We start from the raw sequence: 23716 nt of genomic DNA, 5'->3' as shown, positions 1-23716 counted from the left end.
CGGACTCCGCAGCGGGGTTTATTCGCGAGCAAGCTCGCTCCTACGAAGAGCATTTCGGCGCGGGCCGCAAGACAGTTGCTCCTACGACCGTGCTTCCCTGCGCCCTACGGTGCTGGGCCGCATCCTTAACGCCAAACTCCGCTTTTGGTTGACAGGAAAATTGTGCCGCGTTATCGGTTCCGATAACTTTGCTTGCCTGGCTTTATCAGCGGGCAGATATCGACCTGGCCAGGAGCCGCCTGCGCGATTGACCGAGGGAAAGAAAATGATCGAGGTCCAAGCGTTCAACAGCGTCTTCGACGCCATTGCAGACACCACCGCCGAGGCGGAAAAGCTGCGCCTGCGCGCGACCCTCCTGCAGGCGATCCAGAAGGAGGCAGCCAGTTGGGATGGCACCGACCGCAGCCGCGCCCAGCGTCTGGGTATCACTGCGCCGCGCTATACCCTGCTCAAGCGCGGCCAGTTGGGTGAGTTCAGCCTGGATGCCCTGGTTGTACTCGCCGTTCACGCCGGACTGTCCATCGGCCTGACCATAGAACATCAGGCGGCGTGATCGCTCCCGGAGGGCAGGTTGCGTAGGGCGAATAACCGTTCGCGGTTATCCGCCGTTGCGCCTTCCTTGTCGGCAACGCCATGGTTGGACTTGGCGCGGTTTCGAGGGCGGCTCCGTGGCCGGCAGCGAGCGGGATTGGACCGAGGTCAAACGGCGGATAACGCGGAGCGTTATTCGCCCTACGTACCGTGCCCGCGCATCCCTTGGCACCGAGCCCTGTAGGAACGAGCTTGCTCGCGAACAACCTCAGGCACGCGGCCCGTTCGCGAGCAAGCTCGCTCCTACGAAAAGACGCCCCGTAGGATGGGGGGAGCGAAGCGATACCCATCACCACGACTGCATGGGTTTCGTAAACTCAACCCATCCTGCGAACGACGTCTCGGCGCCAAGAGTGTATCTCCTACGACCGGGCTTCCCTGGAACCCTATGGGTTTCTAAAGAAACATCCATATCTTCCGGTGCGCCACGTAGGGCGAATAACCGTTCGCGGATGCCAAGGTTATCCAGGATTACGGACGATGGCTTTGACGAAGCGCGAGGGGATTTGGACCTGGCGGGCGGTGGTGTCCTTGCCCACGCGCAAGGTGAGTGTATCGCCCAGTGACCAGATGACAGTTGGGTTTTTCAGCACACAGGGGGCCGCCGAGGGCATGAAGTCCGGCAGGTTCTTTTCGCAGAATTCCGGTTCCATAATGAGGCTTGCCGCTTCGTAGTTCCCCAGCCCGAGACCTTTGACGACTCGTTCAGGCATAGAAGTCAATGCGCCGCTGTAGAAGGCGATGGCCAGGGCTAACGGTACGGAAATACACAAGGAATGGGTGAATCCACCGAAGGCCGCCATGGTAAAGAACCCAATGATGACGCTGAGGAACAGAGGGACCAGAAAGATGCCTAGCGTCTGAAGCTGGCCGGAAAGCATGCCTCCGAACGCCGAGTCTGACTGGGAAATGGATATGGACTGGAGCACGACCGCCTTGACGATCAGTAGTGCGATGAAAGCCGTATAGGCATATCGAAGGAAGCTCCATTTAGGCAGCTTGAAGCGCACCTGCAAAAGCACGCCAAAGAACAACGAAATCAGCGCCGTTACGAGGGCGTGAGCGGATGGCATGGACGATCTAATCGTGACGATCAGGGCAGACGTTGCCAGTGAGCTGAGTGCATAGGGAATGACGAAACAGAGGAACACCAGCCAGAGCGCATTGCGCTCTATTTCTTCGTCAGTAGCGCCCACGTGGCGCAGGCTTCCTCTGAGCGTTTTTCTGTTCACGAAGAGGTGAACCGTTATCAGCCCTGGTGAAGCGATTCCCGCAGCAAGAAGGCCGACAAAGACGAAGCCGATCACCGCCGCCGAGATCAGCAATGAGGAAAACTGGAACAGGTCAAAGCTGGGGTAGAAGTGATTGCCGAAGAAGTAGGTCAGGAAGATTGAGAACCCCACCACTGCCGGCAGCCATTTAACCAGTTGTCTGGCGTATCGCTTCGAGAATTCCTCGGTCTTCTGTACGTACCGGTCAATGAAGTCGACTTCTGCTGCTTCTTCCACTCGTGCATCCATGCTGGGCATCCACCACGTTGCGAATACCTATCATGGTAAGTGGCCAGTATTCGGCCTGTCACCTGTGCATGTGCATCCTGTAGCGCCGAGCCCTGTAGGAGCGAGCTTGCTCGCGAACAACCTTGGGCATGCGGCCCGTTCGCGAGCAAGCTCGCTCCTACGAAAAGATGCCGCCCCGTAGGATGGGTGGAGCGAAGCGATACCCATACTGCCTCGCCATCGATGGGTATCGCTGCGCTCAACGCCATCCTACGAACAGGTCCGGTGTTCAGCAGGTGGGGGTGGCGTTCACCTGCGGCCATTGCCGGTAGGGCACCCAGAGCATGCCTTGCCAGCGCAGCACCGTCAGAGCCTGGGTGGGGCCGTGGAGGGTTTCTCGGCGGGGTTGGCGGGTGTCGTGGCGGTAGCTGTCGCGCAGGGTTGGCACCACTTCCTGGGTGATCCATTGGCGGATGCAGCGGTTTTCCGGGTGGAAGTGGTGGATCAGCGTGGCGTATACGGCGGACTCGCTGAGCAGCAGTTCGTCCTCGTAGTCGCCATTGCCGCCGCGCAGCCAGGCGCGGCGGTGCTGGTCGTCATCGAGGTTGCGCTGCACGCGCTCTTCCAGCATCGGCACGCCCATCAGCCGGCCGAGGTCGCGGGTGCTGAACCAGCATTGGTCTTCCAGCAGCAGGGCGCGCAGCTGGCGCTTGTGGCGGGTGAACAGGGTGGGAATCAGGATCTCTTCAGACATGGCGCACCTCCGAGGTGGAGGGGGAAGAGGGCAGGTGCGGCGAAGCGCCTTCGGGCTGAAGGCTGGGGGTGATAGGCATATCCATTACCTCTGCTAGGTCAGAACAGCTTTCTTAGGGCTGGGTGCCGGGAGTTAAGAAACCCCACCTAGAGGGCCGGACGTATTCCCCTTTCGGGTCTTGTATTAGCCCACTCCCGGCGTCGCAGAGGTTTTTTGAGAACGAGAAAATCCCGCAGGCTCAAAAAAGCCGCTTAGCTTTCGGGAGCGGTCAGGCCGCTAGGTGACAGGCGTTTCTTAGGCGCCGGGAAATCGTAAGGATAATGTAGTTATAGGTCAACCATTATTGAGCATTTGATCGATAATACGTCATCGGCTTTGCTTATGTATTCGGTTTTGTGAAGCCCTGCATATATGCTCTGCATCGTAGTTCGGGGAAGTCTGGAATGCATTTATGATTGTGATATGAGTCCAGCCATTGATATTTCTCTAGGACGCCGGAAGTGTATTTTAATTTTGTAGTGCTGTTTAGTATTTCTAATGAGTGGCTCAGTAATTCGGGGGTTAGGTAGTCTAGAAAGATTTGGTCGTCTTTATCAATTAAGGTCAGACTAGCTGCTTGCTTAATTTGCTCTGGAGTCGTATCTTGGTCGTTTCTTAACCAGTCAAGTAGATCGTGTTCAATTATTACTCTAGGGAATTTTGCTATCTTTGTTTCAAGGTTGTATGCCTTAATTAAGGCTTCCGAATATAAGGTTTTATCGTCTTGATAGTGTTTCCCAAAGGCAATTCCACCTCTGGTTAGAATGTTTCTTGATAATAAGCTTTTTTGAATGGCAATGCTATTTCTTAGGATTTCTATGATTCCTTGGTTTTCAAGGTTGGCGGATAAGACGATACTGTCCGAGAAAAGTATTATTTCTATTCCGGAATCTTTGGATGTTTGCCTGACTTCATTACCGTCATCGATTCTCTTTAGGTTTTCTGGGTCGAGCTTCCTAGCATCGCGTTCTACGATGCTAGAGAATCCGAGAATATCAATAAAGCTTACAACTCCATATTCCCAGTTATACATGCTGTTATTTGTCAACCAGTTCTGCTAATTTGAAGAATAGTTCTTTGATTTCTTGCATTGCGTTTTCGCGGTCGTCCCAGACTGCCCCTTGCCAGCCTGTTTCTTTCTTTTCAAGCCGCCATGCAGGTTTACCAAGTTGTAACATCATGGGAGCAATACTTGCGAAGTCGGGAATAGCTGTTGCTGCGGGTGCGCTAAGAGTCGCTGGGTAAACAGATTCTTTACCTCCAGCATCAATTAATGACGGTAGAAGCTTTTCTACTGTTCTTTCGGAGATTTTATCAATCCACAATTGATAGCTTGGCTTGGCATTTCCATTGTGACGTTGGAAACGCTGCATTATCAAGCCCTTGAATATTGGTGTGCCTTCGGCAATATTCAATTTGAGTTTTTTGAAGTCGCTGACTATGTCTAATTGCTCGCTTATCCATTTACTCAGAATTTCAGAGAGCGAGTTGATTGCTTGAAAGTTGTATCGGTCTGGTGCTACGGGGGTGAGAAACTCATCGCAAGATAAGAAGAATGCTCTAGTTAAAGCTCCTGCGCTAGGCCCTACATCGACCAATATATAGTCAAATGAATCCCTTGCCCCAAGACGCCGTAGCATGTCGTGGATTGCGATATGATTTCTTTTCTGATGCATATCAGATGTCATTCGCTGACTGTGGGCATACGAGAGCCTGTCTTCAGCTTCGCTAAGAGCGATGTCTCCCCTGAAAATATATAGCTCTTCGCTGTCGCAGGGTTTTATAAGGTCAATCCCTGCAACATCTACGTCAGGTCGTTCGCCGTCTAGGCGGGGCCAGAGAGCATCTTTAAGGGAGGTGCCAGGTAGTGAGGTTTGCTCTCCTTTACTCTCCCTCTCGTCCAATTCTTCTATTATTTTGAAGAGAAATAGTTCAGTAATGTTGCACTGAGGGTCGGCATCTACAACAAGTACCTTCTTTCCAAGGTGCTCCACTAGTGCGTGAGCCAAATGGTAAGTGGTTGTAGTTTTTGAGACGCCACCCTTGTGATTGTAGAGCGTAATAATCTTTGTCACTAACTAAACTCCAAAAATAAGTCTGTACTAAAAGAGTTTCGATTGGTCTGCTTGAGAACCGCTTGCGTAGTATTCTGAATTTACAATGCCACTATATTGATGGCAACTAGAAAAGGAAAAAATTTCTTATTAAAGAAAAGCCCCGCACTAGGCGGGGCTTTTGTCTTTCTAATCACTGCCCCAAAATTCCATTTCGAGTATCAGCGTTTCTAATGGTCTTGACTTGCTGCTTTGCTACTACCGTACCTTTTCAGATGGATTTATCCCAGGTGTCGAATATTATCAATAGGTTACCAACCGGCTGGATTTGCTCCGTTTCACCAATTCCTGGAATATGTGCTTTCTTTTGCGCTAAGTACTGGACTGATAGGGAGTCGGAATTGGCCACGAGGGTGAATGACGGTTGTGGCGGATCATTGGGGCACGCTGCGTGCTGGTAGGGGAAGAGCGTGTGACGGAGAGGAGAAACTAAGAGGGAAGTGGATTAATACTCAGGGGATGCTCTATAGATAGCGTCAAGCTCTGCTCTTAAAATTGTATTTTGACCTTTGAGAAAGTCCTTGTGGGAGGGAGGAAGAGGATGAATTCTATTTTTCGCTATTTGCTGCTGAATTCTTTTTGGACTTAGTCGGTACTCAGTTCTCGCCGTCTTTTCAGTAGTGTAGGTTTTGAAGTGATTTTTCACCTTCTCGGCGTCTAGAGAACTCATCAGTGATGTAGTTGTTAGCTTGATTTCTTTAATGAAGCTTGCAGAAACAAATCGGGCATGGATCATGATTGTTGAGCAGCCTGAGAGCTTCTCAACCTCCAAAAACGTGAGAAGCCGACTTCTCCAGCGTAGGGCCTGATACAGGCTTTTGCGGGTACATAGATCCCTGCCAGGAAGTCCTGTGCTCCGAATGGCCGGAGCAGTCTCCAAAATGCCCATCTTGATGAGGGTCGGGATATCCTTGACGCCCAATCGTAGTTTGCTGGCTGCTTCGCTAAATAATATTCCTGAGCAGGAGGAGGTCTGGAGTCTGGGGGCTGTAGGAGGCCTAGGAGTGGTAAGAAATGAGAGAAGCTCTGCGGAGATTTCGTCCTTTCGATAGGCGACGAGTGATGAGCCGAAAGCCCTGTTACGTACCTCCTGGATACCCGCCGAAGTCAATAGTTTCTGTACAGTCTTGGGTTTGATTCCTAGATTCTTGGAGATTTCACGGTTGAGTACATAGGTCTGGTGGAACCTTTCGACCTCACTGCAAGGGAATAGCACCCCAACTTTCCTCTGAAACCGCTCTCCCTTAAGTAAGCCAAAGTAGTGAAGACGCTTTATCGTCTGCTTACTCGTGGTCAATGCGTATGCTGCTTCCGTTGCATTCATAAGCCTATTGGCGTTGCACGGATAGGGCTGATGATCGAAGTCATCCCAACTGATTTTGGGACACTCCATCAGTAAGCGGCAGAGATCCTGTACTTGGAATAGTTTGATAGTGGTTCCGGTAGGCCTGCTCTGATTTGGGATCTTGCTCTTCTGGGATCTTTCAATCTTGAAGGTAAATCTGAGCTCTGCTGGATTGAATAATAGTTGGCTACACTCACAGGCGTGAGCTCGGGATGAGGGTTTCTGCTGCGATGCGGCAAAAAAGTACTCGATGGCATAAGTGCGCAATTGGGTGTTGTCTGTCAGTAGCCATGGTGCCAGAATTGCCCGCCGATGTAGGCAAGGGTAAAGAGATTGTTGCTTTCTGATATGGCTGAAGAAGTAGTCTTTATCACCGGTGGCGACGTTTTGGCAATCGGCTAGCAAGTCATGGCTGCGTATTGGGCTTTCTAGATAGCGTGTGCATTTTATCGCTGTGCAGAGGTTTTTCATATAAATATGGTCAGCCTCTTGGAGTGCCTGCGCAACTAGCATCGTGGAGTAACTATTGGCGGGTTGAGTCGTGAGTTGGCGTAAGTCTTGGCCGCAGGCGCAAATCCAGCCTTTTAGGTTGCGCCAGCTAATAGGGACGTTACAGCTAGGGCACGTCAGATAGTAATATTGGCTGTGTTTGGGGCAGATATCACAGAACTCATAAGCATGCATATGGTGTAAGTAGCCCTCTCTCAGGCAGTCTGGACATATGGCCAGATCTTGGCGCAGCATGTGAGTCGGTAACCGTATCCCGTTAATCGTGAATACGTCGGTGCGATAGCGCATGGGCTTGGTGTTAAATATAGATTTAAGTAGTTCTCGATCTTCGTTTCTCAGTGTGGGTTGCCCCAATATCAATCTATATAGATTCGATCCTACCCATTGATTAGCGGGGATCCCACTATTCCCCAGGCCAAAAGACTTAAGGAATTGGTCCACGCAGAGATAACCATTTCTTTGAGCCATTCGCAGGATGGTGCTTGCAAAGCTTTCCTCATCCAGTGGAAGGGCGACATAAGGGATTCTCATCATTATCGCTTACCAAAAAGAATTCCCTGCAGCTCTGCTAGCGAAAGTTCAAAGGGGTTCTTCTTCGTCAGGCGTCGCGCATAATGAATTCGTGTCGCGGCATAAGCCAGGTCTTCACGGATAAACTTTCGGTCGTTTCTTTCCAGTGCCTGTTTCAAGGCGGAGTGTAGCAATAGCCTGAGGATGCGCAGGTTTCCAGCAGTGAAAATAAAAAGTGCCAACAGAAGTTTTTCGTCGCAAAGAACCAACACTTCATCAAACGGCATGGCATTGCTGATTTCTCGGGCAAAGGCCGCCACGAGTGTGGCGTAAACGTCCTGTTCCTCTGGTGTGCCCAGCGAGAAGTTGTACAGGTAAGCCCTGAACGGAAATCTGCCCGCCAGTTGCTCATCTTCATCCACGATCTCCTCACTTTTTCGAGTGCCGGAGAGAATGACAGTGCCTTTGAACGTATTGATCAATACCTTAACCCAGTCGCATACTCCGTTGCGTGTGGGCTCGGCTCCTCGTGATATTAGATGTTGCCACTCATCCAAAATGATGATTTTCGTGCAGCAAGTAGCTAGCAAGGTAAACAATCGACTCTCCAGGTTACTGAGAGATTGATTGTTCTTGTGTGAGCCCAGCTCCTTAAGAATACGATCGACGAGGCCTTTGATCGTTGCATGAGGTGGGACTACACAGCTGATAACCGGCTGCAGGATCGTGACGCCGTCCTTGCTGCGGGTAACTCGGGAGTCACCGACCCGGGCGGTGAGGATTTGACAAATTCGCGTTTTGCCGGTGCCGGCATCGCCGAGCAATAGCACCGAACTTGGCTCGTGGCGGTCACGGGTCATTTCGATTGCCTCATTGATGGTGTCCATCGCATTCTTGAAATACGGGTGGACCACGGTAAATGAGGAAAATCTGGTAAGAATGTCTGTTGTGTCAGGACTCTTCATGCTGAATATCCTCGACGTTAAATGTTTCGAACTTCTCGGTCTCGATGATGCTCAAGGAAACTGAAATTGGGCGGAAATTGGCCTCCTCAGAGTGTACGTAAGGGCGTTCCAGCGATTTGTTTTTCCCGGAGGGACAACTCTTTTTGCCTCGTTGCTTGGCAGAGCGTTGAGCAGCCTTCCTTTTGATCTCTTGGATGTCCTCGAAGAGTTCCTTGCGCACTTTCAATGCCAAGCTCTCATTGAAGTTTGTCCGGCTCTCATTGATCTCTCGCATGACGTTGAGGTGTTCGCTTAAGGTCAATTCATGCTGATATGCTGGTCGGGTTGCAAATGCCGGAATCATCTCTTTAGGCGAATTGCGATGAGCAACCCAGACCTCAGAGAGGTCACATGGGTCGTAATAGACGATAGCGGTTTGTTTTTTTCCCAAGCGTGCGGCAGTTTCTGCAATTCCAGGCCCGGTCCATAAGAGATTGAACATTCTCACACGGCCATTGGACAGTCTGCGATAACAGATGCTACGTGTCAGTTGCTTGAGGTCGGATGAACTGTAGCGTTCTGGCGGTGGTGATTTCTGAAGGAGTTCCAGGCGCTTTTGGTGAGGCGACATGTACAGTTCATCGTGGTAACTGTTATGGTAAATCTTCAGCCACTTGATAAATGCGGTGCGAAGTTCCTGGAGTGTGAGGCAGGCATGCTCTTTTGACTTGTAATCACCCAGCTTGGCGGGCGACTCCTTGGTCGTACCGGGCAGCATATGCACCAACCCCTGATCAACGGTTCGGAAGAAGCGCTCAATAAAGGCTTTCGCGTCCGGTTGTCCTGGAGGGACGTAGCGCAGCGAGATGCCCAGGGTATTGGCAATGTTCTGAAGCCAGTCGTTGGCGTTTTCTGAACCATTATCCAGATCAGCGTTACGCATCTTTCCCCCGCTGTCAGGATCATCCTCGTCTCCTTGAATGGCATTAATGAGAGCTAAAACCACGTGTTCTGCGCAGACGGCGCCAAGCGACATGTGCCAGCCCGTGCATTCTCGCGTGCTAGGGTTGAGTCCTGCGACCAGGACTGGCCGTCCCAAGGGTTGGCCGGTTTCGTCGACAACCACCACATCCATGGTTTTTGTATCAAATTGCACTGTGGCGTACAGGTCGTCCTCCACATAGAGAGCTCGGCCGTGTTTAAAGGTCCTTTGTGCCGCCTTGTTTCCTTCGCGCATACGTACGGCGAGGTAGCGGTCGGTGCTCACCACTTGCCGCCAGAACGTGGCATAGGAGGGCGGTTTTAGTAGCGGCATGTCCGCCTTCGCACGCTTAACGTTTTCCGCCTGAATATGTCCTTTCAGCAAACGGTAGGTGTATTGAATGGTCGGGCGTTCGCGAGTCAAATAGACCGTGTTGATGTAATGTTTCATCATTTCGATTACGGCTAGTTTGATCGCGCGTGACCGATGTGTGGGATAGTTGGGTAGCAATGCCAACGGATTACGATTGTTGCGCAGATAGCGCATGGTCCAGCAGTACACTGTGACGGGGGAGGGTTTGCGCTGATCGCCGAGAGAGGCGGCGGTCACGTCAATCAGTTTGCGCAGACGGCTTCTCGTGCAGCCCGTAAGTTCTTTCTGTTCCAGATAGGCTTCTACATAGGCACGGCGATAGTCATATTTCTGCCGGTCGGCTGCCGAGCGGAGCAACCGAGAAGCGTCGCTGAGCTCGCCAGGGGCGGCCACCTTTTTAGTGATGCTGCCCTGATGTTCCAACACGGCAAACTCCGCGCGTGAGAGGTAGCGTCGCTGGAATCCAGTAAGTGAGCACAGAGAGATCTGGTCATCCAAGACGCAGGTGACGACATAGGTGTCGTGTTCCAGATCGTACTGGGCACCGACCATTGGGGGGCTTGAATGGCTCATGATAATACCTCCAGCGTCGTGCTTGTTGTTAATAAACGGTCCAGATCAACGCCGAAGACCTCGTTGAAAATGGCCAAGTATTTGGCCGAACAGCTGATGGCTGGTAGTTCTCGTAGCAAGGCGTCGAGTGTCAGATGTCTCGGCAAAAGAGGTATTTGGCTAATGAGGTAGGCGTATTCTTCGGGGCGGGTATTGAACGAGCGTGAGTACAGCAGTTTTAGATTTCTCAATAGATGGTGTGGGCGGATATCACTGGTGTCTAAAAGTTGAAGTTCGCTACCGCGCTCGTTGAGTAATTTTTTTGCAGCCGTTAATTTTCGAAGATATTTTGAGGGTAATCGATTTCGATCTGGTTTTACCTCTACATAAAATAGCTCTTCACTACTGTTTACGCAGAAGTCCGGTGTGTAGATAAAAGTTTCGCCGTCATCGAGAAGCGTCAAGGTTTCAGGTTGGCTCCGATAGTCCAAGACTTGCTTATCGAACTCAAGTAGGAGGCAGTAATCTGCTTCCAGCACGCTTTCGCAGATTACTTGACAGTTATTCTTACGGGACGGGAAAAAAACAACATTTTTTCCATAGTGACAGCGAGTCACGTTTCGTGCTGTTTCATTAGCTGCAGCCATGATGAGTCCCCTGGGCTGGATGGGCCTAACCAGGTGCCGTACTCAGTACGCGACGAGAGCAATTCGCATCCTCGCCATGTGTCGACACTCAAGGTCGAGAGTCCTCCTCTTTACGGCCCGGTGTAATACGGAATTTCGAATTTTTTCTTGAGGCTAAATGCGTCTAAACCGGGGCTTAGATAGGGGTGTTGCTTTAGCATTTGCTAGGCGTATGGTGAGGGGGTGTTCTGCTTGGTACGGTATGGGTCGATGGAGCTAGGCAGGCAGCCAACGCGGCATGTCACGCGTTTGCGTTCGCTCTTCATGGGGCACTCGTTGCCTCAGGTGTTTGGTTGTGCGCATAAACCCTATGCCCTAATGACCGCAGGGAATATGTGGGCTGATCGTCAAGTACTGAACGGACTGATGGACAATCCTTATCAAGACTGGCGGGTCTGTTTTCGGGGCGGAAAAATCCGAGATGAAGTGCGTATTCGCTTGTGCGCGGAGTTTCAGACGTTGTCCGAGGTCTATAATAATCCACTCTGGGATGTTCTAAGGGTGCTGGCCACTCAACAACCTACCGATAGCCTTGTGGAACACTTTAAACTGAACGGTCATGATATTGCCGGCTTCTCCAATCCAGACATGGAACGCCTTTGCGGCGTGCCGAGCTGGCAGCGCTTTGGATTGCTATTGGCGATGCTTTTCTCATTCTCTTTGAAGTGGCAGCTGCACAGTCTATGGTTGCAGAAGAATTTTTCGAATTACTTTGAGATAGCTTGTTTGCGCGAACCACTTTGCTTCGTTTCGACGGAACTGTATGAAGTGCTGAGTTCTCTGCTCGCTAAGCGTCAGGATATCGTCATAAATAATTGGCCAGAAACCGCCGAAGCACTTCATCAATCCATCAAATTCAGGAATTATTTGTTTTGCCTGATGCGTGAAATGCAGTGGGCAAAAGACGCGGATGATCGAGGCTATGAACTACTCTGGAAGCTAATGGATCGTCATTGGGCTTGCGAACTCAAGGTGCTGCTGATTGACAGTACGCAGGGGAGTAGAAGGCCCTGTTCCACTGCGTTGCTGCAAAGTGCGAGACGGGCACTAGACTACCAGCGGCGAACTCAACTGCAGTTTGTCGCGTAGGGTGCACACCAAGGCGTCACTCTTACCGGGTCTCTTGTCTGGCGAGGGTACTGGCCTGAGCAATTCGTTCAGGAAGCGTGTGTTGCAGTACCGTCTGCAACTGTTCGATTTGACGGCGCTGGTCACGCAACTGGTGTTGTTGCACGCGTAGCGCTGTTAGGTGCGGACGGAGGCGCTTTTTCAGCGATGATGCTTCTTCCTCTGCATCCAACCGCGCGCGTTGCAGATGTGCCTGTTCGGTGTTCCATGCCGCTTGGCTCTGTTCGATTTGCGCGTGCAGTTCGCGCAGTTCCCGCTCCTTCTCAAACTCCCGCTGAGTCAGCATTTGAGCTTCGGCGATGAGTCGTTCATTGGCGCGATTGAGGGCGACGACATCGTTTTGCTGGCTCATCAACTGGTCTCGCACGATGCGAAGCTCCTTCTTTAACTGTTGGAGTTGCGCTTCATGGCGGCTCAGTTCTTGGGTTCTTAGCTCCTGTTGGTGTTGCCGATAATGTTCGAGGGAGTCGCGCGCATGTCGAAGCTTCTCTTCTAGCGATCGCAGCTGTGCCGCACGCTCCTCCAGCAACAGTTGAGCATTGGTGTCGGCTTGCAGTAGGCGGCGAATCTCGACTTCCCCGTGTTGCTGTTGATTCAGCAACAGGTGTTCACGCTCACGTTGCTCTTGCGCCAGTTGCTTCAGCTGGCTGACTTGCTCCTGCAACTGCTGGATCCGCTCGACCTGAAGTTGTCGTTGATGGCGAAACTCCTCCTTCTCTCTCGCCAGGGCTTCGCGTTGCGTGATGATCGCGTCCTCGGCCGCGGCCTGCAGACGTTCCGCCACGGGTAGCAAGAGATGCTCGAGCTCCCGAATCAACGAGGGCGTTGGATCAGGTCTAGGCTGATTAATGAGTTCCTTCAGATAGCGTTGAATGGTGCTTTTGGATCCGGTGTTACCTAGCTCGATACGGACGTTGTCGATGGTAGGGCGCAAGCCTCGCGCAAGCAGCGCATCGCGAGCCTGTTTGACCAAGGCTTTGTTGACTCCGGCATTGGCCATGGCGACCTCCGACAATTTCGTAGCGTGTCATGGAGTATGGAATTACAGGTGTACTGCCGCCGAATTTTGGCATCAACAGCTGACGAGCTGACGTTAGAGAATTGGGATTTCTCTAACGTGAGGCGTGAAAAGCACCGTTATAGGCGGTTATTCGGTACGCGGGAGGTGGCTCATGGCGACTGACCGGGTGACGCACTATATCCAGGCCGGCACGCGTGACAGTACGCTGCGCCGCTATCGCCAGGCCCTGGAGCATTTCGAGGTGGTCTGGGGTGGTTTCCTGCCGGCGACTGCCGAGTCTGTTGCGGCCTACCTGGCGGACTACGCCGGTGAGTTGTCGAGCAGCACGCTGCGCGGGCGTTTGGCGGCGTTGGCGAAATGGCATACGCGCAATGGCTTTGTCGATCCCACCAAATCGTTGCGGGTGCGCGAGGTGTTTCGTGGTATCCGAGCCGAACATCCGCAGGTGGAGCGGCAGGCAGAACCGTTGCAACTGCAGGCGTTGAACCAATGTGTGGAATGGTTGGAGCAGTGCGAGCAGTCGGAGGATGCCGCTGAACGACTGCGCGCTCACCGTGATCGCGCGCTGATCCTATTGGGCTTCTGGCGGGCCTTTCGCAGCGACGAGCTGTGCCGACTGCAGGTGGAACACATCCACGTGCAGCCGTCGCGAAAGCTCGTGGTCTTCGTCCCGCGCAGCAAGGGGGATCGCGAGAACCGCGGGCAACACTTCAGCGTACCGGCCTTGCAGCGTTTGTGCCCGGTGCAGGCCTATGAGACCTGGCTGGCCGTTTCTGGCCTGCAGCAGGGGCCGGTGTTTCGGGCGCTGGATCGCTGGGGGCATCTGGCCGAGGAGGCGCTGCACCCGAACAGCGTGTCTCGCATCTTGCGCCAGGCGCTGCTGCACAGTGGTTTGGCGGCTGAGCGTTATAGCAGCCACTCGCTGCGTCGTGGTTTTGCGACCTGGGCCAGCGACAATCGCTGGAGTCAGAAGGCCCTGATGGAGTATGTCGGCTGGCGTGATGGGCGTTCGGCCTTGCGCTATATCGAGCCGGAGATGCCCTTCGGCGAATTGCTGCGCCAGCCCTCCCGGTCGTGACGCGCCAGGGGGAAGGTGGCTGAAGAAAAAATCGACCAGAACCCCCGAAGTGAAGATTTTCTGCGGGGAGTGAGGAAAACTTTCAGGCGGGCGGCGGCCGTGAAGATTTCCTTGCGGCAAGAGGACTGCCGACAAGCATTGCGCGAGGAGTCGTACTACTCAGGTTGGCCATTTGCGCGCATGCTGCATTCAAAGGGGCGGACAACGAGGGGTGTTATGGACGCCGTGGATTTACCGAGGATGTCGGTACCAGCGCTGATGGAGTACCTGCGCGCTGCGGATGGAGTAAGCGTTTCGCTGGAGCGCTACCTTCAGGTGTTCGCCATGCACCCGGAAACCTTGGCGGCTCGGGCGGGCGTGACGTGCAGGGAGCTCTCGCATACGCCGGAGTCGGCGCCAGTGCAGGCGTTTATCCGGGATGCGCTGCGGGTGGTACTGATGTTAGCGGAGAGTGGTTCCTCGCTCGACCGCGTGATTTTCTGTTTCCGTAACGAGCCGCTGCCGGCCTTCGATTATCGAACGGCAGAAGAGTTGGTCAGTGCGGGCAAGACCGACCACGTACTCCAGTTCATCGAGTCTTGGCTAGCAGGGGCTCAAGGATGAGTCGCAAGGCTTCCCTTGGCCCCTCTGCCTATGTCTATGTGGCGTGTTATCGAACACTCCTCAGGGCAGTGGATCGCCGTTATGACGTTCGTGGCTATCTACTGCATGACATGGTGCTGCTATGCCTCGCGAATCATGGCCGGCTGCCACCGGCAAGACGATGCTGTTACCGGGAGTTTGTCCAAGATGAGGCCCTTGATTATCTGGAGCGCATGGCAACTTGGCTACTCTATGGGGCCATGGGACTGCTGGGGCCGAACCGAATAGTGAGCGTTAGTTCTACAGGCGCTGATTAACGTCTACCAGTCTTGGGGGCGTGGTCTGTTGAATCTCCTGGAGGAAGCGGTTGCGCCGTCTTGAAGGCTGCAACCGTCTCGTTGTTCGATGACTCGGGCATGGGAGCGCGCCATACTTGCATGTGGCGAGGAGAGTGCGCTTAGTCTTTCCCGAGGTGAGGTTATGACCGCTGTTGGGCGAAGACGACCAACTGCCATTGAATCTTACCGGCCCCTGGTGCGTGTTGGTGATGGTTTTGTGGCGGCAGTGTGTGCCCCTTGGCAATTGCGATTTCATCTCCGCAGGCGGTGCATCGGTAAATTCCCGGATTGGTTGCCGTTGCGCCGGGCGCGTGTGTTTCATCAAAGGCGGGATGATTGTTCTGCTGCAAGATTTGCGAATATTTATATTGGGCCATAGTTGTCTGTTCTCGCTGTTTTTAGTTCTCTTCGCAGCGTATAAAGTGCTCGCTGTTCTTGATGTACATTTCTATTCGTTGGTTTTCCCAATGATATTTTTCTGTTTTCTTGTATGAAATGGATGGTTTCCAGATACCGAAAAAGATGTACTCCTCCCCTGGGTTGAAATGTGTGGCGAGATCGGGAGTGGTGACAACGATCTGGGGTTGAGGTTTCTTGATGACGTTCTGGGCGTTTGGGCTGACAAATGGGGGGACGAGCTTGAGTGTATGATATTTCCGTTGGGTCGAAGGCTGCTCGATTCTGTCAATGTGGCCGTTAATAGCTAGGGGAATGGTGTATTGGTCTTTGGGGTAGTACTTGAGAAAAGTATGGAGATTCTCATGGTCAAAGAAAAATCTTGACCACGGGACTTTCATTCCTTTGTGATCTAGGGTGATGAGTTCCTTTAGTTCTTCATTGTTTGCGCAAAGATTGCGAAGCTCAAGTATCTGTTTGAGTGTTTTTAAATAGGTGCTGAGCTTCCCATGACTGGAGTAGCTCTTCTCTGGGGTGTCTGGGCGCGGTGGTCTAGCTTTTCGTTCGAAAGCCGCCTTTGTAGACTCCCAATATGCATTTTGCAGAATGTGGAGACGCAATTCGTAGCGTGCGTTTTCGATCGCGCCAAATAAGTCGGAATCAGATTCTCTTGCAACAACCGAAAGCGCACCTTTCAAGTTGTATTTACAGTTCTGGTGATGCTCTGAGCTCTTCTTCAGGCGATAGCAAGGGAGAACCTCTATCGTCTGGTCAGCGCATTTTCGAAGGTGTCGTTTGACAAAGCTTATTTCTGCATTGCACACATGGGAGTCGCAGTAGGGTTGGGGGCTTGTGCTGAGCGCTTCATACTGTAGCGCAGTGATGCCGCCCAACCCTTGGATGAGTGCTCGAGGTATCTTGCTCCCCACAGGATCTCCTTGCTATGACTGTATCTCTACTGAATACACTCCTGTGTTTTGCGGAGGAATGCAAGCCTCCGCTACCCTGCTAGGGATTAGACATTCGTTGTGTTTGTTTCCGAAGAGAGCTAACTGTGAGGGTAACTTTTGCATCACTGCTACGAATCGTAGCACCAATACTCGATTCGACTACCGTAGAGGTCATCCCATATGCTGGTGTGGCTGTGCGGTCGTACTGCTTGTGAAGTTGGCGCTTGTTGTGGCGTGTCTTTTTGTAGAGACGTTGGTTGGCAGCGCACTGGACAGAGAAGAGAAATACTTGGCGATGATCTACCTTTGGTGCGTAGATTACTTCTACGGTATAGTCTGAACGCTGAGTTAATCCCTTGGGTAGGGATAGTTAAATGTCAAAGCTTGTCGAGTTCCGAGCCGCAGAGAAGGCGCTGGCTGAACAGCTGGCACACTTGGAGTCACTGAAAAACGATGCCGCGCTCAAGGCAGAAATCGAGTTCGAAACGAAAATCAAGGAACTGATGGCGGCCTATGGAAAATCGCTACGAGATATAGTTTCGATTCTCGATCCGGAGACGGTACGTGAAGCCGGTGTGCGTGGCGCTCGCATATCTCAATCGACGCGACGTGCGCGTGCTGTCAAGGTGTATAGGAATCCGCATACTAGTGAGATGGTAGAAACCAAAGGTGGTAACCACAAGGTATTGAAAGCCTGGAAAGCGGAGTATGGCAACGATGTCGTTGAGTCCTGGTTACAAAGCTGATCCGCTGGCTCGCTACGCTTTTGCAGCGTGAGGGGCTGCGACAGGAAGTTGAGGAGGCAGTATAGAAACGACCACTCCTGTCGCAGTATTGACTCCGGAGCTGTACTTCATCTTCCGCTGCATCCTAATGACTTGCTTGTTACTCTTTTGTATTGGCATGGCAACCTGGTTTTCGCTGATCCCCTTGAGTCGCGCCACCAAACACAGTCAAACCGCGAAGCCAGCCTCAATGGTTTCAAGCATATGTATGGTGGTGGTCAGAGTAGGCTGATCGTTATGCCAGTATGCCAGCTAAGAAGAGGTGAGCAGCTCCGCTGAAAAAAGATGTGAACACTTGCTCCTATGTCGGGGGCAGTCCATTGCTGGCACCCTGTTAGGAGTCGTCAAATCGCCTGAGGTGGCAACTGCTGCAGACAGTTGCTTCGAGCTTAGCCCTCGCCGTGCATTTAGCCCCACCAAAGTCACCGCCAACCATCACTCCCGCAGCTGTCATCCGTGCTTTTCGGGAGCATCGCTCTGTGGCTCGAGTGAAGCTGTTCGGGGTGCAGTAGTATCTGTGCGTGCCCGTTGGCCATGGTGTTTCCTACCACCTGCCATGCGCTGATCGGGGGGGGAGGACCCTTGGCTGGCACATCGCTACCAGCGAGCAGAAGGTTTCGAAGCGGCCGGCGAGAGTCCAGAAGATACCTATATGGGCAGCGTTACGCATGATGTCATCGATTGTTTATTACGATACACTTGAACAGTATTTTGTATTTCGTTCATGATTTTGGGGCTCCTAATGCTGTCTGCCAGCAATGACCCATAGCGAGAAATGACAGCTTCCAGTCTTTTCGATCAGATGGATTTGTTAGATAGGGTGGCAAACTGATGGTGCATTATTCAAATAAAAACTTCGTGCCTGGCCAGAATATAGGTTTCATGTTGGTCAAGGCGCGGAACATTGTCTCGTGTGAGGCGGATGCTGCCCTGAAGGAACTGGGGGTTACTGGGCAGCAAATGGGCGTGCTGTTAACTCTACGCCGAGGTGAGGCGATTACCTCGGTGGCGCTATCCAAACTCTTCTGTATCGACACTGGTTCGGTCTCACGCATGCTTGACCGGCTTGAGAGCAAAGGACTCATTCGTCGCATCCGGAGTACCGAGGACCGTCGAGTGATCGTCCTGCGCCTGACTCCGGAGGGGGAGCGAATAGCTGACAGGGGGACTGAGTTCATAGTCCCTTTGCTGAATTCTCGGCTATCGAGGTTCAGTGAGGAAGAGTTCTCCGAATTTTTCCGCTTTCTTCAGATGTTTCTATCTGACTGATCATTAGAGAAATAGGCTGTGTGCTTACGATGCAGATGTGAATGCGAATTCGTGGGCTTCTTTCAAGCGAGGTGGTTTGCCAGGATGAAGCTGAATCGGCCAATTTTCTTTGCTTAGCCCCCTATGTAGACTGCACGTGGTACATCCGTCTTGGGGGCTAGGTTCACCATGCGCCGGCAGTACTCATTTTTGAAATTTCTGATATGTAATACCCACTACTGCAAGTTGTGTCAGAAATTCGACCAACGCGTCGAGCCGGCGGCTTGGTAGGCGCCATTCCGGATAATCGTCAAGGATAGCCATTACACTACGAACGACCAACGTCAGTTTTCCCTCATCCCTAACATACTTGCTCGATATTTGCTTGATGATTCCCCGCATATGCTCAATCTGAGCCAGTCGAATTACCATTATCGCGTTCTTTTGCTCGTTGGTGAGCTGGCGGAGTTCTAGGCGAGATAATACCTGCCTGCCGTGATTAGCAAGACTGAAGTGCACATGTGAATGGATATATTGCCGTAGGCGCTGCAAGCCGCTGGCATTACTCGGATCTTCTGCCCGGAGTGTGTCCAGCAGATCTGACTCATGCTCTTCGATTAGCTCGAACAGCAATGCCTGCTTGCTGTCCATGTGGTTGTATAGCGATCCGGCCTGCATGCCGAGAGCATTGGCGAGCTGGCGCAGGCTGACGCTCTGGAAGCCTTGCTCGACGAACAGCTGGAGTGCCACCCGACGAAGTCTTTCGTGAGCGCAAGGCTGTTTGACCAATTGCGGCTTTGTGTATTCCTCGTGCCGATATAGCATCGATTCGGCGGCTGGGCAGTCGGACTCGGCAGTCGATATGGTTTGTTTCACGATTAATCTCGATGCAGCGTCAAGGCAAGCCCCTGGCCTCCGCCGATGCACAGCGTGACAAGGCCCTTCCTGGCATCGCGGCGGATCATTTCGTACAGGAGGGGAACCAGTACCTGGCAGCCGGAAGGGTCGATCGGGTGGTCAAGAGCGATGGCACCACCATTGACTTTGTCGATGTCCCAACCCTGCTCCCCGCCAACTGACAGAGCCTGCGCGGCGAAGGTTTCGTTGGCTTCTATCAGGTCGAGATCGGCCAGTGCCCAGCCGGCCTTTTCCAGGTATTTGCGGCTGGCTGGGACCGGCCAACACCCATGATTCCCATCGCGGCAGCGGATCGTCTGGGCCGCCATGGCGACTGTCTCAGACCCGACCCGCACAGCTTGCTCATGGGCGGGCACGACATAAGGCAGCCCGGCAGTGATTGCCGCCCGGCGTGCCGGATTCTGTCCGCAGCCCTCGATAAGCACCTGGCAGAGAATCACTTCATCTACGTAGGTTGTAGCCAAGCCTGTTTTGTCTAGCAGGGTGCGGATTACGGCGCTGCCTAATTCGACGGCACTGAAGTCGGCCAGGCTGTCCTGGAAGACACCGATGGCGGTACGGTCGGCGGCGACGACGTCTTGCATGCTACCTCTCCGAATAAAACTGTCTTCGGCCCGAGCTCTCGTCGTGGTCACAACTGGGTGACCTGGATGTGTGCACTCATGCCAGTTGTCTGAGTGGCGTCGTGGAACTGTGCTTCACCACGCAACCGGGCTAGCAATCGTGTCTTGCGCTCTTCGGCGTGGGCTAGATAGCGCTCCTTGACCTGGCCATAGCCGCGTACGGCATCCGGCAATCGAGCTAGCTCCACCGCAGCGGCAAAGTTGTCGGTAGTGAAGCGGGCCAGCACTTCGTCGAGGATCGCCTCGTAGCTTTCCAGCCATGCGCGCTCGACCTTGCGCTCATGGGTGCGAGCGAAGGGGTCGAGCCAGGTGTTACGCAGGCGCCGGAAACGGGCGAGCAGGCGGAAGCCCTTGAGCATCCATGGACCGAAGCTGCGCTTGGCCGGTTCTACACCCGGTGCGGTCTTGTTGAGCAGTGGTGGGGCCAGATGGAAGTTCAGGTGGTAATTGCCCTCGAAGGTTGCCTCGATCTTACGAATGAACTCGTCGTTGGCGAAAAGACGGGCTACTTCATACTCGTCCTTGATCGCCAGTGCCTTGAAGTAATAGCGCGCCACTGCCTCGGTGAGGGCGCCGGGCTGGCCATTGAGGGTGCTTTCCGCGACGCTGAAGCGTTCGACGCGCTTACGATAGCGCTCGGCGTAGGCAGCGTCCTGATAGTCGGTCAGGAACTTGGTGCGCCGGGCAACGATCTCGTCCAGGTTCTGCGACAACTGCCGGTCGCGGCTCTCGACCCTGCCCGCTGCGAGCAACTGGCGTACTCGTTGCGAGTCAACTGCGTAGCGGCGGCCCCAGACGAAGGCAGTGCGATTGAACTCAACCGCCGTGCCGTTAAGTTCGATGGCCTCCAGCAGGGCCGTCTCGCCTATCGGCAACCAACCTTTCTGGTAGGCATAGCCGAGCATGAGGGTATTAGTGGCGATGGAGTCGCCCATCAGAGCGGTAGCGATCGCGCTGGCATCGACAAATTCCGCCCGCTCCGCGCCGACTGCTTCGTTGATTTGTGCGGCCATTTCGTGACTGCGGAAGCGAGGGTCGGGGTTTTCCAGCAGGTCACCGGTTTCCGCCTGGCGGGCGAAGGTGCGGACGAAGGCGCTGGTGATGCTTTCTTCGCTGTTGATCAGGGCTTGACTGACGCCCTGGCGCAGCTTGGCCAGGGTCTCTGTGTTGGCACTCACCACCAGGTCGCAGCCCAGCAACAGGCTGGCCTCGCCCTCTGCGATGCGGGGGGCGAACAGTTGTTCCTGGCGAGCGGCGATGCGGATGTGTGACCAAACCGCGCCACCTTTCTGCGCCATCCCGGCCATGTCCAGGTTCAGCACGCCCTTGCCCTCAAGGAAAGCTGCCATACCCAGGAGGGCGCCGATGGTGACCACTCCGGTGCCACCGACGCCGGTGACTAGGATGCTGTAGGGCTGCCCGAGGTCGGGCAGCAACGGCTCGGGAAGCTCCCAGACATCCCCGGCGCTCTGCACCAGCGCTTTGGGCTTGCGCAGCCGGCCGCCTTCGACGGTGACAAAGCTTGGGCAGAATCCAGAGAGGCAGGTGAAGTCCTTGTTGCAGGACGACTGGTCAATCTCTCGCTTGCTACCGAACTCGGTCTCCACTGCGACTACCGACATGCAGTTGGACTTATTACTGCAATCGCCGCAGCCTTCGCAAACCGCCTCGTTGATCACTACCCGTCGCGCTGGATCGGGAAATTTGCCGCGCTTGCGACGGCGGCGTTTCTCGGCAGCACAGGTTTGGTCATAGATGATCGCGGATACACCGGGAAATTCACGCAGCTGCTTCTGCACTTCTTCCATCAGGTCGCGATGCCGGACCGGTACCCCGGCTGCCAGGTCGTGTACCTCCTGGTATCTGTCCGGATCGTCGCTGACTACCACGATACGCTGAACGCCTTCGGCGGCGAGTTGTCGGGAGATCTGCGCCACGCTCAGGCTGCCGTCCACCGGTTGCCCTCCGGTCATCGCCACAGCATCGTTGTAGAGGATCTTGTAGGTGATCGGCACCTTGGCCGCCACGGCCGCGCGGATGGCTAGCAGGCCAGAGTGGAAATAGGTGCCATCGCCGAGATTGGCGAACACGTGGCGGGTTTCTGTGAATGGCGCCTGGCCGACCCAGGCCACGCCTTCGCCGCCCATCTGGCTGAAGGTCTCGGTGCGCGGATAGATCCAGGCCGCCATGTAGTGGCAGCCGATGCCTGCCAGAGCTCGGCTGCCCTCCGGTACTTTGGTTGAGGAGTTGTGAGGACATCCGGAGCAGTAGTGCGGTACCCGCTCCATCAGGTTGCTGAATTGCTGCTTGCAACCGAACTGGGCGTCTAGCACCGCCAGGTGCATCTGTAACGGACCGTGCGGGTGCATGCGCAAGATGCGCTTGGCCAGGGCTCGGGCGATCTGCGCCGGCGTCAAGTCGTTGATTGCCGGCAGCAGCCAATCGGTGTGCGGCAGGCTCCACTCGCCCTTGTCGTCGAACTTGCCGACGATGCGCGGGCGCACATCCTCGCGCCAGTTGTACAGCTCCTCCTTGAGCTGGTACTCGATCATGTGGCGCTTTTCCTCGACCACCACGATCTCTTCCAGCCCTTCGGCGAACTGGCGCACTCCCTCGGCCTCTAGCGGCCAGACCATGCCGACCTTGTAGACTCGCAGGCCTATCCGCTCGGCCTGCTCCTGGTCGATTCCGAGAATCTCCAGCGCCTGGCACACATCCAGATAGGACTTGCCGGAGGTGATGATGCCGATGCGTGCCCGACTCGAGTCCAGAGTCACTCGGTTGAGGCCGTTGGCCCGGGCATAGGCGGCGGCTGCGTAGAGTTTGTGCTCCAGCAATCGCTGTTCCTGGGCCAGCGGTGGGTCCGGCCAGCGGATGTTGAGTCCGCCTTCGGGCAGAGCGAAATCGGGAGTGACCGGCTGCACGCGATTGATGTCAAGGTCGACGATGGCCGCGCTTTCTACGGTATCGGCTACCGCCTTGAGCGCTACCCAGCACCCGGAGTAACGCGACATGGCGAATCCGTGCAGACCATAGTCAAGGTACTCCTGCACGCCGGATGGTGCCAGCACCGGCATCATCACGGCCTTGAAGATGTGTTCGGTCTGGTGCGGAAGCGAGGAGGAGCGAGCACCGTGGTCATCGCCGGCAATGGCCAGCACGCCGCCGAAGCGTGAGGTACCGGCGGCATTGGCGTGACGGAATACATCGCCGCAGCGGTCCACGCCGGGGCCCTTGCCGTACCAGATACCAAACACGCCGTCGTGCTTGGCGCCGGGGAACAGGTTGACCTGCTGGGTACCCCACAACGAGGTGGCCGCGAGGTCTTCATTGACCCCCGGCTGGAACAACACCTGGTGCTGCTTGAGGTGGTCGCGGGCTTTCCACAGCGCCTGGTCGAAGCCGCCGAGGGGGGAGCCGCGATAGCCGGAGATAAAGCCTGCGGTGTCGAGGCCGCTGTCGAGGTCGCGCTGGCGTTGCATCAATGGTAGCCGGACCAGTGCCTGGATCCCTGTCATCAGGGCCTTTCCGGTCTGCTGGACGTACTTGTCTTCCAAGGAGAGTGGTGTGCTCACGGCTAACCTCCAATTGTTCTTGTCGTTGCGACCGCGCCAGGACGTCTCGCATTTTGTTGAACGAATTATTGGTTAGTGTTCATTTTTTGTTGAGTGATAAAAATTACTTATAGGTATCTGAAAATCTAATGCCTTGGTTTTCGCCTGTGCTTTTCGGCAATAGATTTCTGTGTTTC

19 protein-coding genes are annotated in these 23716 nt (G+C 54.2%); 6 read left to right on the top strand and 13 right to left on the bottom strand.

Annotated features, from left to right (window positions below; translation table 11 throughout):
- Positions 1–265 precede the first annotated feature (265 nt).
- Positions 266–553 (top strand): helix-turn-helix domain-containing protein, encoded by a 288-nt coding sequence (locus DK254_RS01445; RefSeq protein WP_089394610.1) that lies wholly within the window; start codon positions 266–268, stop codon positions 551–553.
- Positions 554–1052: 499 nt separating this feature from the next.
- Here DK254_RS01445 and DK254_RS01440 read toward each other — a convergent pair whose 3' ends face one another.
- From DK254_RS01440 to DK254_RS01410, 8 genes are all read right to left on the bottom strand, one after another.
- A complete protein-coding gene (locus DK254_RS01440) occupies positions 1053–2111 on the bottom strand; it encodes a hypothetical protein (RefSeq protein WP_146219549.1) in 1059 nt (352 codons plus the stop codon).
- 268 nt (positions 2112–2379) lie between these two features.
- Positions 2380–2844 carry a Bro-N domain-containing protein gene (locus DK254_RS01435; protein WP_109931698.1) on the bottom strand — a complete coding sequence of 155 codons (465 nt, stop codon included), beginning with the start codon at positions 2842–2844 and terminating at the stop codon, positions 2380–2382.
- A 379-nt stretch (positions 2845–3223) separates the two neighbouring features.
- Complete coding sequence (locus DK254_RS33690; protein WP_146219548.1) at positions 3224–3916, bottom strand: hypothetical protein; 693 nt, start codon at positions 3914–3916, stop codon at positions 3224–3226.
- A gap of 4 nt (positions 3917–3920) precedes the next feature.
- Entirely contained in the window at positions 3921–4958 is a 1038-nt protein-coding gene (locus tag DK254_RS01430) for a ParA family protein (protein ID WP_109931696.1), read from the bottom strand.
- Positions 4959–5442: 484 nt separating this feature from the next.
- A complete protein-coding gene (locus DK254_RS01425; RefSeq protein WP_256595806.1) occupies positions 5443–7383 on the bottom strand; it encodes a TniQ family protein in 1941 nt (646 codons plus the stop codon).
- A 2-nt stretch (positions 7384–7385) separates the two neighbouring features.
- Positions 7386–8327, bottom strand: a complete 942-nt coding sequence (locus DK254_RS01420; protein ID WP_109931694.1) for a TniB family NTP-binding protein — start codon at positions 8325–8327, stop codon at positions 7386–7388.
- Positions 8314–10233, bottom strand: a complete 1920-nt coding sequence (locus DK254_RS01415; protein WP_082816381.1) for a DDE-type integrase/transposase/recombinase — start codon at positions 10231–10233, stop codon at positions 8314–8316. Before DK254_RS01415 ends, DK254_RS01420 begins: the two co-directional genes overlap by 14 nt.
- Complete coding sequence (locus tag DK254_RS01410) at positions 10230–10859, bottom strand: TnsA endonuclease N-terminal domain-containing protein (protein ID WP_082816380.1); 630 nt, start codon at positions 10857–10859, stop codon at positions 10230–10232. Before DK254_RS01410 ends, DK254_RS01415 begins: the two co-directional genes overlap by 4 nt.
- Before the next feature lie 405 nt (positions 10860–11264).
- Here DK254_RS01410 and DK254_RS33685 point away from each other — a divergent pair, with 405 nt between their 5' ends.
- A complete protein-coding gene (locus DK254_RS33685; RefSeq protein WP_146219547.1) occupies positions 11265–11987 on the top strand; it encodes a hypothetical protein in 723 nt (240 codons plus the stop codon).
- Between the two features lie 22 nt (positions 11988–12009).
- On the opposite strand, the gene DK254_RS01405 is transcribed toward DK254_RS33685, so the two are convergent.
- Positions 12010–13026, bottom strand: a complete 1017-nt coding sequence (locus DK254_RS01405) for a DNA-binding protein (protein WP_061562293.1) — start codon at positions 13024–13026, stop codon at positions 12010–12012.
- Between the two features lie 172 nt (positions 13027–13198).
- On the opposite strand from DK254_RS01405, the gene DK254_RS01400 reads away from it, so the two are divergent.
- Both DK254_RS01400 and DK254_RS01395 read left to right on the top strand, forming a co-directional pair.
- A complete protein-coding gene (locus tag DK254_RS01400; RefSeq protein WP_058490489.1) occupies positions 13199–14125 on the top strand; it encodes a site-specific integrase in 927 nt (308 codons plus the stop codon).
- A gap of 15 nt (positions 14126–14140) precedes the next feature.
- Positions 14141–14728 carry a hypothetical protein gene (locus DK254_RS01395; protein WP_141679809.1) on the top strand — a complete coding sequence of 196 codons (588 nt, stop codon included), beginning with the start codon at positions 14141–14143 and terminating at the stop codon, positions 14726–14728.
- Positions 14729–15443: 715 nt separating this feature from the next.
- Here DK254_RS01395 and DK254_RS34080 read toward each other — a convergent pair.
- Complete coding sequence (locus DK254_RS34080) at positions 15444–16370, bottom strand: hypothetical protein (protein WP_064987638.1); 927 nt, start codon at positions 16368–16370, stop codon at positions 15444–15446.
- A 395-nt stretch (positions 16371–16765) separates the two neighbouring features.
- Between DK254_RS34080 and DK254_RS01385 the strand changes: the two genes are divergently transcribed.
- Positions 16766–17137: a histone-like nucleoid-structuring protein, MvaT/MvaU family gene (locus DK254_RS01385; protein WP_082816379.1), complete on the top strand. Its 372-nt coding sequence runs from the start codon at positions 16766–16768 to the stop codon at positions 17135–17137.
- Between the two features lie 870 nt (positions 17138–18007).
- The gene (locus tag DK254_RS01380; protein ID WP_058490483.1) at positions 18008–18445 is read left to right on the top strand and encodes a MarR family winged helix-turn-helix transcriptional regulator; all 438 of its coding nucleotides are present in this window, start codon (positions 18008–18010) and stop codon (positions 18443–18445) included.
- A 183-nt stretch (positions 18446–18628) separates the two neighbouring features.
- Here the strand turns inward: DK254_RS01380 and DK254_RS01375 are convergent, their stop codons facing one another.
- From DK254_RS01375 to DK254_RS01365, 3 genes are read right to left on the bottom strand one after another with little or no spacing between them, the layout of a single operon-like run.
- Positions 18629–19300: a TetR/AcrR family transcriptional regulator gene (locus DK254_RS01375; protein ID WP_082996347.1), complete on the bottom strand. Its 672-nt coding sequence runs from the start codon at positions 19298–19300 to the stop codon at positions 18629–18631.
- Between the two features lie 2 nt (positions 19301–19302).
- On the bottom strand, positions 19303–19926 hold the full coding sequence (locus DK254_RS01370) for a hypothetical protein (RefSeq protein ID WP_058490479.1): 624 nt from the start codon (positions 19924–19926) through the stop codon (positions 19303–19305).
- Between the two features lie 47 nt (positions 19927–19973).
- Positions 19974–23540 (bottom strand): indolepyruvate ferredoxin oxidoreductase family protein, encoded by a 3567-nt coding sequence (locus DK254_RS01365; protein WP_058490477.1) that lies wholly within the window; start codon positions 23538–23540, stop codon positions 19974–19976.
- Positions 23541–23716: the final 176 nt, after the last annotated feature.

Origin of the sequence: Pseudomonas sp. RW407 (assembly GCF_003176655.1) — a bacterium.
GTDB classification, from domain to species: domain Bacteria; phylum Pseudomonadota; class Gammaproteobacteria; order Pseudomonadales; family Pseudomonadaceae; genus Pseudomonas; species Pseudomonas delhiensis.
Note: the sequence above shows the minus strand (reverse complement) of the source record. Positions and strands in the feature narration are given on the sequence as shown.